We start from the raw sequence: 16,794 nt of genomic DNA on the forward strand, positions 1-16,794 counted from the left end.
CGCGCCCCCTACGATGTGCAGGAGACGTAGGTGGCGGCGCGCGCCGGAGGCTATCATGGGTGCGCACTTTCGTGCGCACCCTCCCTCATCCCTTAGAACAACTCGTTCCTCACCGCGTCGCGCGTCTTCTGGTCGCTTGGCGGCGGCGTGCCGACGTCCAGCGACGTCACGCCCGTCCCCGGCGGGTTCTCGGCGTAGTAGTACTCGTCGCCGTACAGCACCAGCCCTTCCGGCACCGGCCGCTCCTCGACCGGCACGTTTTTCAGTGCCTTTTGCATGTAGCTGATCCAGATCGGCAGCGCCAGTCCGCCGCCGGTTTCCTTGTTGCCCAGGTTCTTGGGCTGGTCGTAGCCGATCCAGGCGATCGCCACCAGCTTGGGCTGGTAGCCGGCAAACCAGGCGTCGATCGAGTCGTTGGTGGTGCCGGTCTTGCCCGCCAGGTCGGGGCGCTTGAGCATCTGCCCGGCCTTGGCAGCGGTACCGTAGCGCACCACGTCCTTGAGCATGCTGTCCATCAGGTACGCGTTGCGCGCGTCGATCACGCGGTTGGTCTCCACGCCGGCGCGCTCGGGCCGCGCCTCGGACAGCACCTTGCCGTCCGCATCCGTCACCTTGGAGATCAGGTAGGGGCTGATGCGGTAGCCGCCGTTGGCGAACACCGCGTAGGCGCCTGCCATCTGCAGCGGCGTGGTCGCGCCCGCACCCAGCGCCAGCGTCAGGTAGGCCGGGTTCTTGTCCGCGTCAAAGCCGAAGCGGGTCGCGTATTCCTGGCCGTAGCGCGCGCCGATCTTGTTCAGGATGCGGATCGAGATCATGTTCTTCGACTTGGTCAGGCCGCGCCGCATCGACATCGGGCCTTCGTACTTGTTGTCGTAGTTCTTCGGCTCCCACGCCTGGCCGCCGGTGGCGCCGGCATCGAACGAGATCGGGGCGTCGTTGATGATCGTCGCCGGCGACAGGCCGCGCTCGAGCGAGGCCGAGTAGATGAACGGCTTGAACGAGGAACCCGGCTGGCGCCAGGCCTGGGTCACGTGGTTGAACTTGCTGCGGTTGAAGTCGAAGCCGCCCACCAGCGCGCGGATCGCGCCATCTTCGGTGCTGGCCGCGACGAACGCCGATTCCACCTGCGGCATCTGGGTGATGTTCCACTCCGAGTCGTCGTCCTGGCGCACGCGGATCACCGCGCCGCGCCGCACGCGCCGTTCGGGCGCCGCGTTCGTGGCCAGCCAGGCCTTGGCGAAGGCCAGGCCCTGCCCCTGGATCGTGATCTCTTCGCCGGAGGCGATCACCGCGCGCACCTTGGCCGGGGAAGCTTCGAGCACGATCGCGGCGACGATGTCGTCGCTGTCCGGATGCTCGGCCAGCTCGGCCTCGATCGCCTCGTCGGCCTCGGTCTTGTTGCCCGCGAGGTCGATGTAGGATTCCGGTCCGCGGTACGCGTGGCGCCGCTCGTAATCGATCACGCCGCGCCGCAGCGCGAGGTAGGCCGCGTCCTGGTCCGCCTTGGTGATGGTGGTGAACACGTTCAGGCCGCGGGTGTAGGTGTCTTCCTTGAACTGTTCGTACACCAGCTGGCGCGCCATCTCGGCCACGTACTCGGCGTGCACGCCGAAGGTGGTGCTGTCGGTCTTGATCTTGAGCTTTTCGTTCTTGGCCTGTTCAAACTGGGCTTCGGTGATGTAGCCCAGCTGGCGCATGCGCAGCAGGATGTACTGCTGGCGGGTGCGCGCCCGGGTCGGGTTGACCACCGGGTTGTAGGCCGACGGCGCCTTGGGCAGGCCGGCCAGCATCGCCGCTTCGGCCACGGTGATGTCGCGCAGGTCCTTGCCGAAATAGATCTGGGCCGCCGACTGGAAGCCGAACGCGCGCTGGCCCAGGTAGATCTGGTTCATGTACAGCTCCAGGATCTGGTCCTTGGTCAGGTTCTTTTCAATCTTCCACGCCAGCAGCGCTTCGTACGCCTTGCGCTTCCAGGTCTGCTCGGACGAGAGGAAGAAGTTGCGCGCCACCTGCTGGGTGATGGTGGAGGCGCCCTGGCGCGAGCGGCCGGTGGCGTTGTGCAGCATGGCGCGCGCGATGCCCAGGTAGTCGATGCCGCCGTGCTCGTAGAAGCGGTCGTCCTCGATCGCCAGCACCGCTTTCTTCATCACGTCCGGGATGTCCTTGAAGTGCACCAGGGTGCGGCGTTCCTCGCCGAATTCGCCGATCAGGACGTTGTCGGCGGTGAAGATGCGCAGCGGCATCTTGGGCCGGTAGTCCGTGATCGTGTCCAGCGCCGGCAGGTTCGGGTAGGCCATCGCCAGCGCAAACACGATGACCAGGGCGCCAACCACGCCCAGCCCGGCCAGGGAGCCGATCGCTATCAGGATCAGCCGCTTGAGGCTGAACTTGCCCGAACGAGGCTTGGGATCAGGGGGCGTCGCGCCAGATTGCGTTGATTTCATGCTCGCTTTCGCTACTGTTGACTCAATTCATTATAAGACAGGCCTTCACCGCACCACCCCTGCGTTCCGCGCGCAGTATGGGCGTGGCAGAGTAAAGAACCTTGATCTGCCTCAATCCAAAACTGTCGTTTTCTCGCGCCGGATCATAATGTTCCAGTACAGAAATTTCTTGCCGGTACTCAGCCGAATTGCTACGATCTAATGTAGTGCCTCATAAACGTGCACTAGATAGTTGTTTTGTAACAAACATTCCCCCAGCGGGCGTTCAATTGGTATTCCTGCGCGGGTGCAGGTGTTGCAGGTGAGGGAGTACGCTCGTGATCAATCTCGGTTCCTTGTTTGGAAAGTCCAGCCCGCCGTTGGTCGGGCTCGACATCAGTACGTCCGCGGTGCGCCTGGTCGAGCTGGCCGACGCCGGCAAGGGTGACATGCGGCTCGAGCGCTACGCGTCCGAGCCGCTGCCGCGCGGCGCCATTGTCGACGGCAATATCGAGAACATCGAAGCGGTGTCGGAAGCGGTGCAGCGCGTCTTGAAAAAGAGCGGCACGCGGGCCAGGCTGGTCGCGCTTGGCATGCCGCCGGCCGCGGTCATCACCAAGAAGATCATCCTGCCGGCGGGCATGTCCGAAGACCAGCTCGAAGTGCAGGTCGAGTCCGAGGCGAGCCAGTATATCCCGTTTGCGCTCGATGAGGTAAGCCTGGATTTCGACGTCATCGGCCCGGCCGCCAATTCAAGCGACGACATGGAAGTGATGCTGGCCGCGGCGCGCCGCGAGAAGGTCGAGGACCGGGTCGCGGTCGCCGAAGCGGCGGGCCTGAAGGCGACCGTGATGGACATCGAATCGTACGCGGCGCGCGCCGCGCTCGAGCCGGCGATCGCGCGCCTGCCCAATGAAGGAAAGGACCAGGTGGTGGCGCTGTTCCAGATCGGCGCCCAGGCCACCCACATCTCGGTGCTGCTGGGTGGCGAGGCCGTCTACGAGCGCGAGCAGCCGTTCGGCGGCAACCAGCTCACCCAGGACATCGCGCGCGCCTACGGCATGTCGTTCGAGGAGGCGGAAACCCGCAAGAAGGCGGGCGAGCTGCCGGAGAACTATGCTGCCGACCTGCTCGCGCCGTTCCTGGAAAGCGCGGCGCTGGAAATCACGCGCGCGATCCAGTTCTTCTACACCTCGACCCCGTACACCCGGATCGACCAGCTGTTCCTGGCCGGCGGCTGCGCCCGGATTCCTGGCCTGCTCGAGATTATCGGCAGCCGCACCCGCATCCCCAGCAGCGTCGCCTCGCCCTTCGCCGGCATGCAGCTCGCACCTGGCGTGCGCGAACACCAGCTCAAGGCCGAGGCGCCGGCCTACCTGGTGGCGTGCGGGCTGGCCAAGAGGAGGTTCGGCTGATGATCAAGATTAACCTGCTCCCGCACCGGGAAGTCAAACGCCGGCAGAAGCAGGCCGCCTTCGTGGCCCTGCTGGCGCTGGGCGGCATCCTCGGGGTGGCGGTGGTGCTGGCCGTGGGCGGCTACAACGCGCGCCGGATCTCGATCCAGGGCGAGCGCAACCTGGTGCTCAAGGGCGCCAACGCGGAGCTGGACAAGAAGATCGGCGCGATCAAGGCGCTGAAAGAGGAAATCGAGGCGCTCAAGGCGCGCCAGCAGGCGGTCGAGGACTTGCAGGGCGACCGCAACCAGCCGGTCTACCTGCTCGATGAACTGGTCAGGCAGACGCCGGACGGGGTCTACCTGAAGAACTTCAAGCAGGACGGCCAGCGCGTGACGCTGCAGGGCTACGCGCAGTCGCAGGAGCGCGTGGCCGAGCTGCTGCGCAACCTGTCGGGCAATTCGCCGTGGCTCGAGCGCCCCGACCTGACCGAGGTGCGCGCTGCCACGCTGGCGCAAAACAGGACCGCCCGCAAGGTCGTCGAATTCACGCTCGCGGTCCACATCAAGCGCGCGCGTGAGGCCGACGAGCCGGCCAAGGGAACGCCGGGAGCAAAATCGTCATGAACATCGACCTGAAAGACCTCGGCGGGGAGCTCGCGGCCCAGTTCCACGGGCTGCGCGGACGCAAGCCCGGGCAGTGGCCGCTGGCGCCGCGCCTCTTGTGCGCGGCCGGCGTGATGGCCGCCGTAACCACCCTGGGCTACTTTGCCTACTGGAGCGGCCAGTACGAGGACCTCGAAACCGGCGCCAGGCAGGAAGAAAAGCTGCGCGCCGACTACCGGGCCAAGATGGCGCAGGCCATCAACCTGGAAGCGTTGCAGGCGCAAAAGCTGCAGGTCGACCAGTCCGTGGAGCGCCTGGAGAAGCAGTTGCCGAGCAAGGCCGAGATGGCCGCGCTGCTGTCGGACATCAACCAGGCCGGCATCGGCCGCGGCCTGCAGTTCGAGCTGTTCAAGCCGGGCCAGGTGGTGGTCAAGGATTACTACGCCGAGCTGCCGATCGACATCAAGGTCACCGGCAGCTACCACGACGTGGGCGCGTTCGCGGCCGACATGGCCAACCTGCCGCGCATCGTCACCCTGAACAACCTGTCGCTCACCGCCGGCAAGGACGGCATGCTGTTGCTCGATGCGGTGGCCAAGACCTTCCGCTACCTCGATCCGGACGAACTGGCGTCGCAGAAGGCGGCGCGCGCCAAGAAGAAGGATGCCAAGGCCAAACCGCATGGAGGCGCGGCATGATGGCCCGCACCACAATACTCGCGCTCGCGGCCCTGCTGCTGGCCGGCTGCGGCGACAGCGACGTCAAGGAAGTGCGCGACTGGATGGCGCAGGTGCGCAAGGAAACCAAGCCGGGCGTCAAGCCGCTGCCCGAGCCCAAGGAGTTCATCCCCTACGCCTACAAGCTCAGGGACGCGGTCGATCCGTTCAGCCCGAACAAGCTCCAGGTCGAGCTGGCCAACGGGGCCGAGGCGTCGGAAAACCCGCTCAAGCCGGACTCGCGGCGCCCCAGGGAACTGCTCGAGCAATACCCGCTCGACACGATGCACCTGGTGGGCACGCTGCACAAGGCCGGGGTCGGCTATGGGCTGGTGCAGATCGACAAGAACGTCTACAAGGTCAAGGCCGGCCAGCGCATCGGCGAAAACTACGGACTGGTCACGCGCGTGACCGAAAACGCAATCGACATCAAGGAAACCGTCCAGGACGCGGCCGGCGAGTGGGTCGAGCGCAAGACGAGGCTGGAGTTGCAGGTAAGTAAGGAGAGTGGCAAATGACCCGACTTGGAACCGTGCTGGTGCGCCTGTGCGCGCTGCTGCTGGCACTGGCGAACGGCACCGCGCTGGCCCAGGATAACGCGATCGAATCGATCAGCGCCACCCAGCACGGCGCGAACGTGATCGTCAACATCGCGCTGAAAGAGGCCCCGGGCAAGCTCCCGATCGGCTTTTCGATCACCAACCCGGCGCGCATCGCGCTCGATTTCGGCGCCACCGCCAACGCGACCGGCAAGACCTTTCATGAGATCAACCTCGGCGACCTGCGGGGCGTGAACCTGGTGCAGGCCGGCGAGCGCACGCGCCTGGTGTTCACCCTCAAGCGGCCGCTGAACTACGCCACCGCCATCGACGGCAAGTCGGTGATCGTGACGATCGACGGCTCGGGCGGCGTGGCGCACGCCGTCGACGCAGGCGGCGTGCCGGTGGGAGAGGCGCGAGTAGCGAGCGCGCCGCGCCAGCAATTGCGCGACCTCGACTTCAAGCGCGGGCCGAACGGCGAGGGCCGGATCGTGGTCGACCTGCCCAACAGCCAGGTGGCGGTGGACGTGCGCCAGGCCGGCAACCAGATCCTGGTCGATTTCCTGCACACCAGCCTGCCGGTGAACCTGCGCCGGCGGCTGGACGTAACCGACTTCGGCACCCCGGTTTCGCGCGTGACCACGGCGGCGCAGGGCGATAACGTGCGCATGACGATCGACGCCCACGGCCTGTGGGAGCAGAGCGTGTACCAGAGCGACACCCAGCTGGTGGTCGACGTCAAGCCGGTCAGGGAAGACCGCAACAAGCTGGCCCAGGGCAGCGGCGGCTACCGCGGCGAGAAGATGTCGTTCGACTTCCAGAGCGTGGAGGTGCGCGCGGCGCTGCAGATGGTGGCCGATGTCTCGGGCCTGAACATCATCGCCAGCGACACCGTGACCGGCAACCTGACCCTGCGCCTGAAGGACGTGCCATGGGACCAGGCGCTGGACGTGATCCTGCAGGCCAAGGGCCTGGACATGCGCAAGAACGGCAACGTGCTGTGGATCGCGCCCAAGGAAGAGCTGCTGACCAAGGAGAAGCTCGAGCTCGAGCAGAAGGCGCAGATCGCCGACCTGGAGCCGCTGCGCTCGGAGATCTTCCAGCTGAACTACCAGAAGGCCGAGGCGTTTCGCGCCGTGTTCGGGCTGGACGCGAACGGCGCGGCCGGCGGCGACGGCAAGAACCGCGTGCTGTCCAAGCGCGGCAGCGCGATCATCGATTCGCGCACCAACCAGCTGTTCGTGACCGACATCGCGTCCAAAATCGAGGACGTGCGCAAGCTGATCCAGAAGGTCGACATCCCGTCCAAGCAGGTGCTGATCGAAGCGCGCCTGGTCGAGGCCAACGACGGCTTTTCGCGCAACCTCGGCGCCAAGCTTGGCTTTGCCGACCTGCGCGGCTTTCGCGGCGGCGATCCCGGCTACCAGGTCAGCGGCAACCAGCGCGTCGCGATCGGCGGCAACCTGACCGGCGTCGGGCAGGTGACCATGCAGACGCCGGACAAGGGCGACGGCTACACCAACACCACGATGGTCAACCTGCCGGCGGCGAGCATCAACGCGGTGCAGCCGTCGTCCATCGCGTTCAGCCTGTTCTCCTCGGCCGCCAACCGCTTCCTGAACCTGGAGCTGTCGGCGCTGGAAGCGGACGGCAAGGGCAAGGTGACCTCCAGCCCACGCGTGGTCACCGAGGACAACGTGCCGGCGGTGATCGAGCAGGGCGTCGAGCTGCCGTACCAGCAGTCCACCAGCAGCGGCGCGACCTCGGTGGCGTTCAAGAAGGCCAACCTGCGCCTGGAGGTGACGCCGCAGATCACCCCGGACGGCAACGTGGTGCTCGAAGTGGACATCAACAAGGATTCGAAGGGTGACCTGACCCCGGCCGGTTTCGCGGTCAACACCCAGCACGTGAAGACCCGCGTCATGGTCGAGAACGGCGGCACGGTGGTGCTGGGCGGGATCTACCAGCAGGTCGAGCGCAACGACGTGAACAAGGTGCCGCTGTTGGGCGACATCCCGGTCGTGGGCCACCTGTTCAAGACCAACAGCCGGGAAAACAACAAGACTGAATTGCTGGTATTCATCACGCCCAAGATCGTGACGGAAAAGCAGGCGACGGCACGCTGAGCGCCGCCAAAAACAACATCAAGAACAATCAGGCATCCATGAACAACAACCAAAACAATCTGGCAGGGAGGGCGCAAGCGCGCCTGCTGGCACTGGCGCTGGTGCTGGCGCTGTCGAGCTGCGGCGGTGGCGGCGGCAATCCCGGCGCGGTGATCGGGGGCGGCGGTAACCCTGCTCCTGGCGGCGGCACCGGTGGCGGCGGCACCGTCCCGGCCGCGCCCACCGTCACCCTGGCTTTCGTGAACGCTGCCGGCCAGCCCTCCAACTCGCTGACCGGCGCCACCCCGCTGACCGTCAAGGCGACCGTGCGCGACGCCGCCGGCAAGCCGGTTCCGAACGTGATCGTGGCTTTCGCGACCGATGAAAAGCTGGCGCTGTTCTCCCCCTCGGCCGGCACCGCGCTGACCGATCCCAACGGCGTGGCGAGCGTTACCATGCGCGCCGCCAGCCTGGCCGCCGGCGGCGCCGCCAAGGTCACCGCCACCTCGACTGTGGCCGGGACCACGGCCACCGCCGAAGGCAACTATTCGGTCGGCGCCACCGCGCTCAGCTTCGGTCCGCTCACCGCCACGCCGTCCAAATTGGATGCCTACGGCTCGACCGTGCTGTCGGTCGACCTGCTGGCCAATGGCGCCAAGTACATCGACCAGCAGGTTAACGTGAATTTCTCCTCGGCCTGCGTGGCGGCCGGCAAGGCGACCCTGGCATCGGTCGTGCCGACCAATAACGGCACCGCCCAGACCGTGTACCGCGACCAGGGCTGCGCCAACAATGACGTGATCACCGTGTCCGCCGACGGTGTGGTCAAGTCGGCCACCGCAGCGCTCACCATCGCGCCGCCCGCTGCCGCCTCGGTCCAGTTCGCGTCCGCCTCGCCCACCGACAAGTCGATCGTGATCCGCGGCCAGGGCGGGGTGGGCCGCACCGAGACCGCGACCCTGACCTTCAAGGTGTTCGACACCTTCAACCGTCCGCTCGCCGGGCAGACCGTCACCTTCAGCACCACCTCGCCCTACGTCACGCTGAACAAGACCACCGACAACACCGACCAGGACGGCGTGGTCATCACGACCGTCAATTCGGGCGCGGTGCCGACCACCTTCCGTGTCCAGGCCACGCTCAAGTCGGGGGTCTCGACGCTGTCGGACTCGATCGTCGTGACCACCGGCCAGCCGGTCCAGCGCGCGATGTCGCTGTCGGCCACCAAGAGCAACGTCGAAGGATGGTCCTACGACAGCGGCACCAGCATCCCGGCCAGCGTCATCAACGTGCTGCTGGCCGACATCAACGGCAACCCGGTCGCGGACGGCACGCCTGTCGTGCTCCAGACCAACATCGGCGCGATCGGCTCGTCGGACAAGGGCGGCTGCCTCACCGTCAACGGCGGCTGCTCGGTCGACTTCCGCACCCAGCAGCCGCGTGTGGCCGTGCCCGGTTCCCCGGTGACGCCCTGCAACAGCGGCTACGGCGCCACGCCGGACAGCACGCGCCCCGGCGTGGCCACGATCTGCGCCAGCAGCAACGACGGCACCAACACGCTGTCCACGAAGATCGCGCTGTTCTTAAGCGACAGCCATGTCGCTTTTGCCTACCTGGACGGCGGCAGCACCCCGTTGTCGAAGACAGTCGCGACTGACCTTGGCAGCGTGCACTCGGACGAGTCGAAAGTGTTCAGGCTCCAGTTCAATGACCTGCACATGAACCCGATGCCGGTCGGTAGCAAGGTCGAGATCACCGCCCTGGCCAACGGCACCGCGGTCGGCGTGGCGCCGGCGACTGTGCTGAATATCTTCCCGCATTCGGACCAGGGAGATGACATCACCGGCAACAACGTCAGCGGAGCGCAGGGCTCGACGCATACGATCAGCCTGACCAGCAACCAGCAGAAGAACTGCACCGGGCCCGCCACGGCCACGTTTAACGTCACGGTTACCACGCCGCTGCAATATGTGACGGCGTTTCCGTTTAAACTGACGTTTACCTGCCCGTAAATGGCATAACGTCAACTTGAGCGGCCAGGATCGAACCTGGCCGTTTTTATTTTCAGACCGTTCTCGTGCCTGACGCAAAAAACAACAATATCTTCCTCGTCGGCCTGATGGGGGCCGGCAAGACCACCATTGGCCGCCTGCTGGCGCGCCGGCTCGGCGCACGCTTCGTCGACTCCGACCACGCCATCGAGGCGCGCACCGGCGCGTCGATTCCCTGGATCTTCGAAATCGAGGGCGAGGCGAGCTTTCGCCGGCGCGAAGCCGACATGATCCGCGAGCTCACCGCCCAGCAAGGCATCGTGCTGGCCACCGGCGGTGGCGCCGTGCTCAATCCGGACAGCCGCAAGCTGCTGGCCGAACGCGGGACCGTGATCTACCTGCGCGCCAGCGTCTCGAGCATCCTTGCGCGCACCTCGCACGACAAGAACCGCCCGCTGCTGCAGACTGCCGACCCGCGCGCCAGGCTGGAGGAACTGACCGCCCAGCGCGAACCGCTGTACCGCGAGATTGCCGATCTCGTCATCGACACCGGCCGACCTAACGTACAATCGATGGTCCAGACCATTATTGACCAGCTGTCCGCGCTGGGGCAGCAGGAACCGACCTCGATGAACGAACCGACCACCATCTCCCTTAACGTCGAACTGGGCGAGCGCAGCTACCCGATCACGATCGGCCCGAACCTGCTGGCCGATCCCACACTGCTGGCGCGCCATGTGACCGGCACCAAGGCCGCGATCGTGACCAATACCACAGTCGCGCCGCTGTACCTGGAACAGGTGGCCGCGCCTTTGACGACGGCCGGGCGCGAAGTGGTCGAAATCGTGCTGCCGGACGGCGAAGAGTTCAAGACCTGGGAATCGCTGATGCTGGTGTTCGATGCCCTGCTCGCCAACAAGTGCGACCGCAAGACCACCCTGGTGGCGCTGGGCGGCGGCGTGATTGGCGACCTGACCGGCTTTGCCGCCGCCAGCTACATGCGCGGCGTGCCGTTCGTGCAGGTGCCCACCACGCTGCTGGCCCAGGTCGATTCCTCGGTCGGCGGCAAGACCGGCATCAACCACCCGCTGGGCAAGAACATGATCGGCGCGTTCTACCAGCCGCGCGCGGTGCTGGCCGACACCGCCACGCTCGCCACGCTCCCCGATCGCGAACTGGCGGCGGGCCTGGCCGAAGTGATCAAGCACGGCGCGATCCTGGACGCCGCATACTTCGACTGGATCGAGCAGAACATCGCCCGCCTGGTCGCGCGCGAACCGGCCGCCATGGCTTACGCGATCGCGCGCTCGTGCGAGATCAAGGCCGACGTGGTGCGCCAGGACGAACGCGAAGGCGGCCTGCGCGCGGTGCTCAACTTCGGCCACACGTTCGGCCACGCGATCGAGGCCGGACTTGGCTTTGGCACCTGGCTGCACGGCGAAGCGGTCGGCTGCGGCATGGTGATGGCGGCTGACCTGTCGCACCGCATGGGTCTGGTCGACGCCGCCACCGTGGAACGGGTGCGCAGCCTGGTCAAGGCCGCCGGGCTGCCGACCGTGGCGCCCGACCTGGGTGCCGAGCGCTGGATCGAGCTGATGGAGGTGGACAAGAAGAACGAGGGCGGCGCGATCAAGTTCATCCTCATCAAGCCTCTGGGCAGCCCCCAGATCACCAGCGTGCCGCGTGAACTGCTGCTGGCGACGTTGGCCGCCTGCGTCGGCTGATGGATTTCGACGCCCACCTCGCCCCGTACGCTGCGCACTCCGCAAAATCGCGCGGGCGGCGACATGCCGAACCGGGGCCCGGTTCGCGCAGCGAGTACCAGCGCGACCGCGACCGCATCATCCATTCGACCGCCTTCCGGCGGCTGGAATACAAGACCCAGGTATTCCTCAACCACGAGGGCGACCTGTTCCGCACACGCCTGACGCACTCGATCGAAGTGGCGCAGATCGGGCGCACGCTGGCGCGCCGCCTGCGCCTGAACGAAGACCTGGTCGAGGCCACCGCGCTCGCGCACGACCTCGGGCACACGCCGTTCGGGCACGTGGGCCAGGATGTGCTCAACGAGTGCATGAAGGACTACGGCGGCTTCGAGCACAACCTGCAAAGCCTGCGCGTGGTCGACGCGCTGGAAGAACACTACGGCGCCTTCGACGGCCTGAACCTGACGTTCGAAACGCGCGAAGGCATCCTCAAGCACTGCTCGCTGGCCAACGCGCGCCAGCTGGGCGAACTGGGCGAGCGCTTCATCAACCGCACCCAGCCGAGCCTGGAAGCGCAGCTGACCAACCTCGCCGACGAAATCGCGTACAACAACCACGACATCGATGATGGCCTGCGATCGGGGTTGCTGACGATGGACCAAATGGCGGAGGTGGAGCTGTTCGCGCGCCACCGGCACGCGGTCGAGGCCCAGTATCCGGGCCTGCCGGGACGGCGCGCGCTGTACGAGACGATCCGGCTGATGATCACGGCGATGACGGCGGACCTGGTCGAGACCTCGGCCGCGCAGCTAGCCGATGCGGCGCCGGGCAGCATCGACGACGTGCGCGCGGCGCCGCCGCTGATCCGCTTTTCCGCGCAGATGCGCGCCGAGACCACGCAGCTCAAGCGCTTCCTGTACGCGAACCTGTACCGGCATTACCAGGTGAACCGGATGCGTGTGAAGGCGAGCCGCATGGTGCGTGAGCTGTTCGATGCGTTCATGGACGATACGCAGTTGCTGCCGCCGGATTATCGGGCGGAGGCGGGCGATACGGTCAAGCAGGCGCGCAAGATAGCGGATTACATTGCGGGGATGACGGACCGGTATGCGGTGCGCGAGCACCGCAGAATCTTTTCGCTGGAAGAGCTGTAGCGTACGCAGGCGTGCCACCTGCTGCGCGTAAACAGGCGTAGGGTGCGCACCTGTGCGCACGCGGTCACCGCATGCTGACTTGCGGCTGCCGCTTCACTACGCAACGTTCGCGAACCGCGTGCGCACAGGTGCGCACCCTACGGGAACAGTCCCGGCTGCGTCAGCCCGGTCAGCAGCTTCTTGATGGGCGCGGGGAGGGCAGCGTCCGCGATGTCATCGAGCCTGACCCACACGTATCCCGCCGGCGTCTTCCCCCGCCGCACCAGCGCCACCTTGTACGGCACGATATGCAGCTTGTAGTGCGTGAACACGTGCACCAGCGGCAGCAGCGCCTGCATCTCCTCGACTTCGCCAAACGCGGCCGCCGCGCGATCTACCTGTTCGATATCCTCGCCGGCCTGTTCAAACGCCACATGCCCGTCCACTTCCGGCAGCGACAGCAAACCACCCCAGATGCCGCTGCCCGCGCGCTGCTGCAGCAGCACTTCGCCACCATCGATCACCACCAGCATGCGCGCGCGCTTTTCCGGTGACGCTTTCTTCGGTTTGCGCACCGGCAGCTCGGCCGTGCGCCCGCTCGCATAGGCCACGCAGCGCGCCTGCAGCGGGCAGCGCGCGCAATCGGGCTTGCTACGCGTGCACAAGGTCGCGCCCATGTCCATCAGGCCCTGCGTGTACGCCTCGATTCCTTGTTCCGGCAGCAGCGCGTCGGCGCGCCGCCACAGCGCTTCCTCGACCCGCTTCTCGCCCGGGTACTCGTCAACGCCGAACACGCGCGCGAACACGCGCTTGACGTTCCCGTCCAGGATCGCCGCGCGGGTGCCGCTTGAGAACGCCGAAATCGCAGCCGCCGTCGAACGGCCGATGCCCGGCAGCTCGGCCAGCAGCGCCGGGTCGCTCGGGAACACGCCCCCATACTGTTCCATCACTCGCTTGGCGCAGGCATGCAGGTTGCGTGCACGGGTGTAGTAACCGAGCCCGCTCCAGTGCGCCATCACGTCGTCGATTGGGGCACAGGCCAGGTCGGCCAGCGTCGGGAACCGCTCCAGAAAGCGCGTGTAGTAGCCAAGCACCGCCGCGACCTGGGTCTGCTGGAGCATGATCTCGGACAGCCAGACGCGGTAGGCATCAACCGTGTTCTGCCACGGCAGGTCGTGGCGCCCGTGGGCGCGCTGCCAGTCGATCACCGCCTGGGAAAACGTCGGGTCGGTCAGTTCGTCAAATTCGGTCAATCGCTTCATGCAGCTCGTTCCAATGGCTTCGGGTCGGCGTCCAGCGCCGTGCGCACGCCTTGCGCCAGTTCCGTCAGGCGCGTCTTGAGTTCGTCGAGATCGCCCTGGATCGCCTCGAACGCCGCGATCTTTTGTTCCAGGCTGTCGGTCGCGTCGTGGATGCGCTGGATCGACGCCTGCCGTCCCCGCAATTGGTCGCGGTGCTGGCGGATCTGCGCTTCGAGCGGCGCCATGGCCACCTTCAGCCAGGCTTCCACCTCGCCGTTTGCAAGGCGGAAGGTGTGCCGTATGCGCGAGGCGATCGAGTCGAAGAAGCGCTGCAGCAGCGTGCCGCGGCTGGTGATAAGCAGGGTGGCGGTGCCGAACTGCTTTTGGTAGATGTCCTCGATCTCGTCGATGTCCTTGCGGTAGCGATCGAGCGAGAGCGCGCCTGGCACCGCCAGCGACAGGCCATGCTCGGCCGAGAACTTGCGGTACATGGTCTCCATCATCGCCGCGATCTCGGAGAGCTTGGCGTTGGACTGGACGAGGTTGGCGCGCGCCTGGTCGAAGAACTCGCGCACCGGAGCGCGCATGCCGGTGGCAAAGCGCGCCGCTTCCATGGCCGTGCGCACGGCCGCGGTCTCGCGTTCGACCACGTCCATGCCCAGCGTCGTGTACAGCTCCGTCGACAGCCGGGTGAACACGGCGCGCGTGCCCTGCAGCTTGAACAGGCTAGCGTCGAATTCCTTCTTTTCGAGCTCGACGCGCTTGACCATGTGCGCGATGACAGTCCGGTTCTTGCCGCGCAGGCTTTTGAGTTCCTGTAGCTGCTCGAGCTGGCTGCGTCCGCGCGAGCCGGCCAGCGCCTGCTGCGCGGCCAGGACGCTGTCCACGTCCTCTTGCAGCTGCCTCCTCAGGATGTCCTGCCTGGCCGGAATCAGCTGGTTGAACAGCGCCGCCTCGAGCTGGGCGATGCGGCTTTGCTCGAGCAGCGCCGTGTCGCCGTTGATCCTGGCGACCAGCGCTTTTTGCGCGGAGACCGGGAACACCTGGTGCGCCTCCAGCCCAAGCAGCTGGGCTGCGCTGTGCTGCTGGCGTGCGATTTCGGCGTCGTTCTCAAGGGGCGTTTTCAGTTCGTCCCACATCGCGTCGATCTTGTTGAGCACCGCGATCCGTCCCGGCGCGCCGCCGATGTGCTTGCGCCAGACCTCGATGTCGCTTTTGGTCACGCCGGTTTCGGCGGCCAGGATGAACAGCACCGCGTGCGCATTCGGGATCAGGTTAAGCGTCAGTTCCGGCTCGGTGCCGATCGCGTTCAGGCCCGGGGTGTCGAGGATCACCAGCCCCTGTTCGAGCAGCGGATGCGGGAAGTTGATGATCGCATGGCGCCACTGCGAGATTTCGACGAGGCCGTCCTCGCCCAGCGTGACCGCGAGGTCGGGATCGGTCTCGTCGTACAGCCCGTAGCGCTGCGCCTCCTGCACCGTGACCCGGCGCGTCATGCTGACCTGGCGGAACGCCTCGTGCATGCGCTCCGGCGAGGCCGGGTCGAGCGGCACCTCGGTCCACGCGCCGGGATCATCGCGAAAGTCGCTGGTGGACAGGTGCCGGGCGCGCGTGTCGATCGGCAGCAGGCGGATGCAGGGCGCGTGGCCCGAGTCGTACCGCAGCTCGGTCGGGCACATGGTGGTGCGCCCGGCGGCGGAGGGCAGGATGCGCTGGCCGTAATCGGCGAAGAAGATCGCGTTGATCAGCTCGGATTTCCCGCGCGAGAATTCGGCCACGAATGCGACCGTGAGCTTGTCCTCGCGCAGGCGGTCGAGCGCGCGCGCGAGGCGCTGCTCGCTGGCCGCATCGAGCAGGTCGGTCGTCCTGGCCCAGTCGCGCCAGCTCTCCAGCGCCGCCGCCACGCTTGCGCGCCATGCGCCATGTTGTTGAAAATCGTGCACCATGTTGTCGCCCGCCTGTTGTTGTCGCCCGTTACCGCTGGCAGTGTACGCAGTAGAACGTGGAGCGCTGGCCCTGCTTGATCTGGCGGACCGGCGTGCCACAGTTGCGGCAAGGCACTCCAGCACGATCATAGACGAAATAGGTCTGCTGGAAGTAGCCGGATTGGCCATTTACCGACAGAAAATCCTTCAAGGTGCTGCCGCCTTGCGCAATCGCGGCGGCGAGCACCTCTTTAATGGCCGTGGCCAGCTTGTCGTAGCGGGCGCGGCTGATGCGCGCGGCCGGCGTCTTGGGGTTGATTCCGGCACGGAACAGGCTTTCGCAGGCGTAGATGTTGCCCACGCCCACCACAATGTCGCCCGCCAGCAGCACCTGCTTGATCGGCGCACTGCGCGTGCGGGTGGCGCGGTGCAGCAGGGCGCCCGAGAAGGCGCCGCCCAGCGGTTCCACGCCCAGGTCGCGCAGCAGCACATGCTGTTCCAGCGAGCCCTCGTGCGCGCCGTGCCAGAGCACCGCCCCGAAGCGGCGCGGGTCGTGCAGGCGCAGCACCTGGCTTCCGGCCTCGCTGGCAACTTGCAGGTCGAAGTGATCGTGCTTGTTGGGATCGATGCCGGGCGGCAGCACGCGCAGGTGGCCGGACATGCCCAGGTGGATGATCAGGGTGCCGTGCCCGAAGCCCAGCAGCAGGTATTTACCGCGCCGGCCAGTTGTCAGGATGCGCTGGCCGGCCAGCAGCGCGTCCAGGTTTGCCGGAAACGGCCAGCGCAGCCCAATGCGCCGCAGCACCACCTGTTCGACCACGCGGCCTTCCAGGTACGGGGCGACGCCGCGCCGGGTAACTTCGACTTCGGGGAGCTCAGGCATGAGAATCGGTAAAAACAATGTAAATTCGTGTTGCGGCCTCGCACGCGCGCTTAGCCATCAGCGTAGAATCGGACATCCATCACGACCTTGGACTTGCCTTGAAAAACGCTTTCGTCATTGTAACCCTCTCCGC

12 protein-coding genes are annotated in these 16,794 nt (G+C 66.3%); 8 read left to right on the plus strand and 4 right to left on the minus strand.

Annotation, left to right across the window (positions count from 1 at the left end):
• Positions 1-92 precede the first annotated feature (92 nt).
• Entirely contained in the window at positions 93-2,444 is a 2,352-nt protein-coding gene (locus tag E4O92_RS15465; protein ID WP_135190634.1) for a penicillin-binding protein 1A, read from the minus strand.
• A gap of 317 nt (positions 2,445-2,761) precedes the next feature.
• Between E4O92_RS15465 and E4O92_RS15470 the strand changes: the two genes are divergently transcribed.
• The 8 genes from E4O92_RS15470 (at position 2,762) to E4O92_RS15505 (ending at position 12,633) form a co-directional block, all read left to right on the plus strand.
• Positions 2,762-3,838 (plus strand): pilus assembly protein PilM, encoded by a 1,077-nt coding sequence (locus E4O92_RS15470; protein WP_135190635.1) that lies wholly within the window; start codon positions 2,762-2,764, stop codon positions 3,836-3,838.
• Positions 3,838-4,443, plus strand: coding sequence for a PilN domain-containing protein (locus tag E4O92_RS15475; RefSeq protein WP_135190636.1), 606 nt, complete (start codon positions 3,838-3,840; stop codon positions 4,441-4,443). Before E4O92_RS15470 ends, E4O92_RS15475 begins: the two co-directional genes overlap by 1 nt.
• Positions 4,440-5,120, plus strand: a complete 681-nt coding sequence (locus E4O92_RS15480) for a type IV pilus inner membrane component PilO (RefSeq protein WP_135190637.1) — start codon at positions 4,440-4,442, stop codon at positions 5,118-5,120. The genes E4O92_RS15475 and E4O92_RS15480 overlap by 4 nt, the downstream gene beginning before the upstream one ends.
• The gene (locus E4O92_RS15485) at positions 5,117-5,656 is read left to right on the plus strand and encodes a pilus assembly protein PilP (protein ID WP_307721751.1); all 540 of its coding nucleotides are present in this window, start codon (positions 5,117-5,119) and stop codon (positions 5,654-5,656) included. The genes E4O92_RS15480 and E4O92_RS15485 overlap by 4 nt, the downstream gene beginning before the upstream one ends.
• Positions 5,653-7,803, plus strand: coding sequence for a type IV pilus secretin PilQ (locus E4O92_RS15490; protein WP_135190638.1), 2,151 nt, complete (start codon positions 5,653-5,655; stop codon positions 7,801-7,803). The genes E4O92_RS15485 and E4O92_RS15490 overlap by 4 nt, the downstream gene beginning before the upstream one ends.
• A gap of 38 nt (positions 7,804-7,841) precedes the next feature.
• On the plus strand, positions 7,842-9,794 hold the full coding sequence (locus tag E4O92_RS15495) for an Ig-like domain-containing protein (protein WP_135190639.1): 1,953 nt from the start codon (positions 7,842-7,844) through the stop codon (positions 9,792-9,794).
• A 65-nt stretch (positions 9,795-9,859) separates the two neighbouring features.
• Positions 9,860-11,497 (plus strand): bifunctional shikimate kinase/3-dehydroquinate synthase AroKB, encoded by a 1,638-nt coding sequence (gene aroKB, locus E4O92_RS15500; protein ID WP_135190640.1) that lies wholly within the window; start codon positions 9,860-9,862, stop codon positions 11,495-11,497.
• Positions 11,497-12,633 (plus strand): deoxyguanosinetriphosphate triphosphohydrolase, encoded by a 1,137-nt coding sequence (locus E4O92_RS15505; protein WP_135190641.1) that lies wholly within the window; start codon positions 11,497-11,499, stop codon positions 12,631-12,633. The genes aroKB and E4O92_RS15505 overlap by 1 nt, the downstream gene beginning before the upstream one ends.
• Positions 12,634-12,770: 137 nt before the next feature.
• Here E4O92_RS15505 and mutY read toward each other — a convergent pair whose 3' ends face one another.
• Genes mutY through mutM form a run of 3 tightly spaced genes read right to left on the minus strand, consistent with a single transcriptional unit; the run spans position 12,771 to position 16,661 of the window.
• Entirely contained in the window at positions 12,771-13,874 is a 1,104-nt protein-coding gene (gene mutY, locus E4O92_RS15510) for an A/G-specific adenine glycosylase (protein WP_135190642.1), read from the minus strand.
• Positions 13,871-15,799, minus strand: coding sequence for a dynamin family protein (locus tag E4O92_RS15515; protein ID WP_135190643.1), 1,929 nt, complete (start codon positions 15,797-15,799; stop codon positions 13,871-13,873). Before E4O92_RS15515 ends, mutY begins: the two co-directional genes overlap by 4 nt.
• Before the next feature lie 28 nt (positions 15,800-15,827).
• Positions 15,828-16,661: a bifunctional DNA-formamidopyrimidine glycosylase/DNA-(apurinic or apyrimidinic site) lyase gene (gene mutM, locus E4O92_RS15520; protein ID WP_135190644.1), complete on the minus strand. Its 834-nt coding sequence runs from the start codon at positions 16,659-16,661 to the stop codon at positions 15,828-15,830.
• Between the last annotated feature and the right edge of the window lie 133 nt (positions 16,662-16,794).

Source organism: Massilia horti, assembly GCF_004614195.1.
Lineage (GTDB): Bacteria > Pseudomonadota > Gammaproteobacteria > Burkholderiales > Burkholderiaceae_D > Telluria > Telluria horti.

Coding starts and splice junctions, on each gene's coding strand:
- E4O92_RS15465 (WP_135190634.1), bottom strand. CDS start 2,444: ATGAAATCAACGCAATCTGGCGCGACGCCCCCTGATCCCAAGCCTCGT.
- E4O92_RS15475 (WP_135190636.1), top strand. CDS start 3,838: ATGATCAAGATTAACCTGCTCCCGCACCGGGAAGTCAAACGCCGGCAG.
- E4O92_RS15480 (WP_135190637.1), top strand. CDS start 4,440: ATGAACATCGACCTGAAAGACCTCGGCGGGGAGCTCGCGGCCCAGTTC.
- E4O92_RS15485 (WP_307721751.1), top strand. CDS start 5,117: ATGATGGCCCGCACCACAATACTCGCGCTCGCGGCCCTGCTGCTGGCC.
- E4O92_RS15490 (WP_135190638.1), top strand. CDS start 5,653: ATGACCCGACTTGGAACCGTGCTGGTGCGCCTGTGCGCGCTGCTGCTG.
- E4O92_RS15495 (WP_135190639.1), top strand. CDS start 7,842: ATGAACAACAACCAAAACAATCTGGCAGGGAGGGCGCAAGCGCGCCTG.
- E4O92_RS15505 (WP_135190641.1), top strand. CDS start 11,497: ATGGATTTCGACGCCCACCTCGCCCCGTACGCTGCGCACTCCGCAAAA.
- mutY (WP_135190642.1), bottom strand. CDS start 13,874: ATGAAGCGATTGACCGAATTTGACGAACTGACCGACCCGACGTTTTCC.
- E4O92_RS15515 (WP_135190643.1), bottom strand. CDS start 15,799: ATGGTGCACGATTTTCAACAACATGGCGCATGGCGCGCAAGCGTGGCG.
- mutM (WP_135190644.1), bottom strand. CDS start 16,661: ATGCCTGAGCTCCCCGAAGTCGAAGTTACCCGGCGCGGCGTCGCCCCG.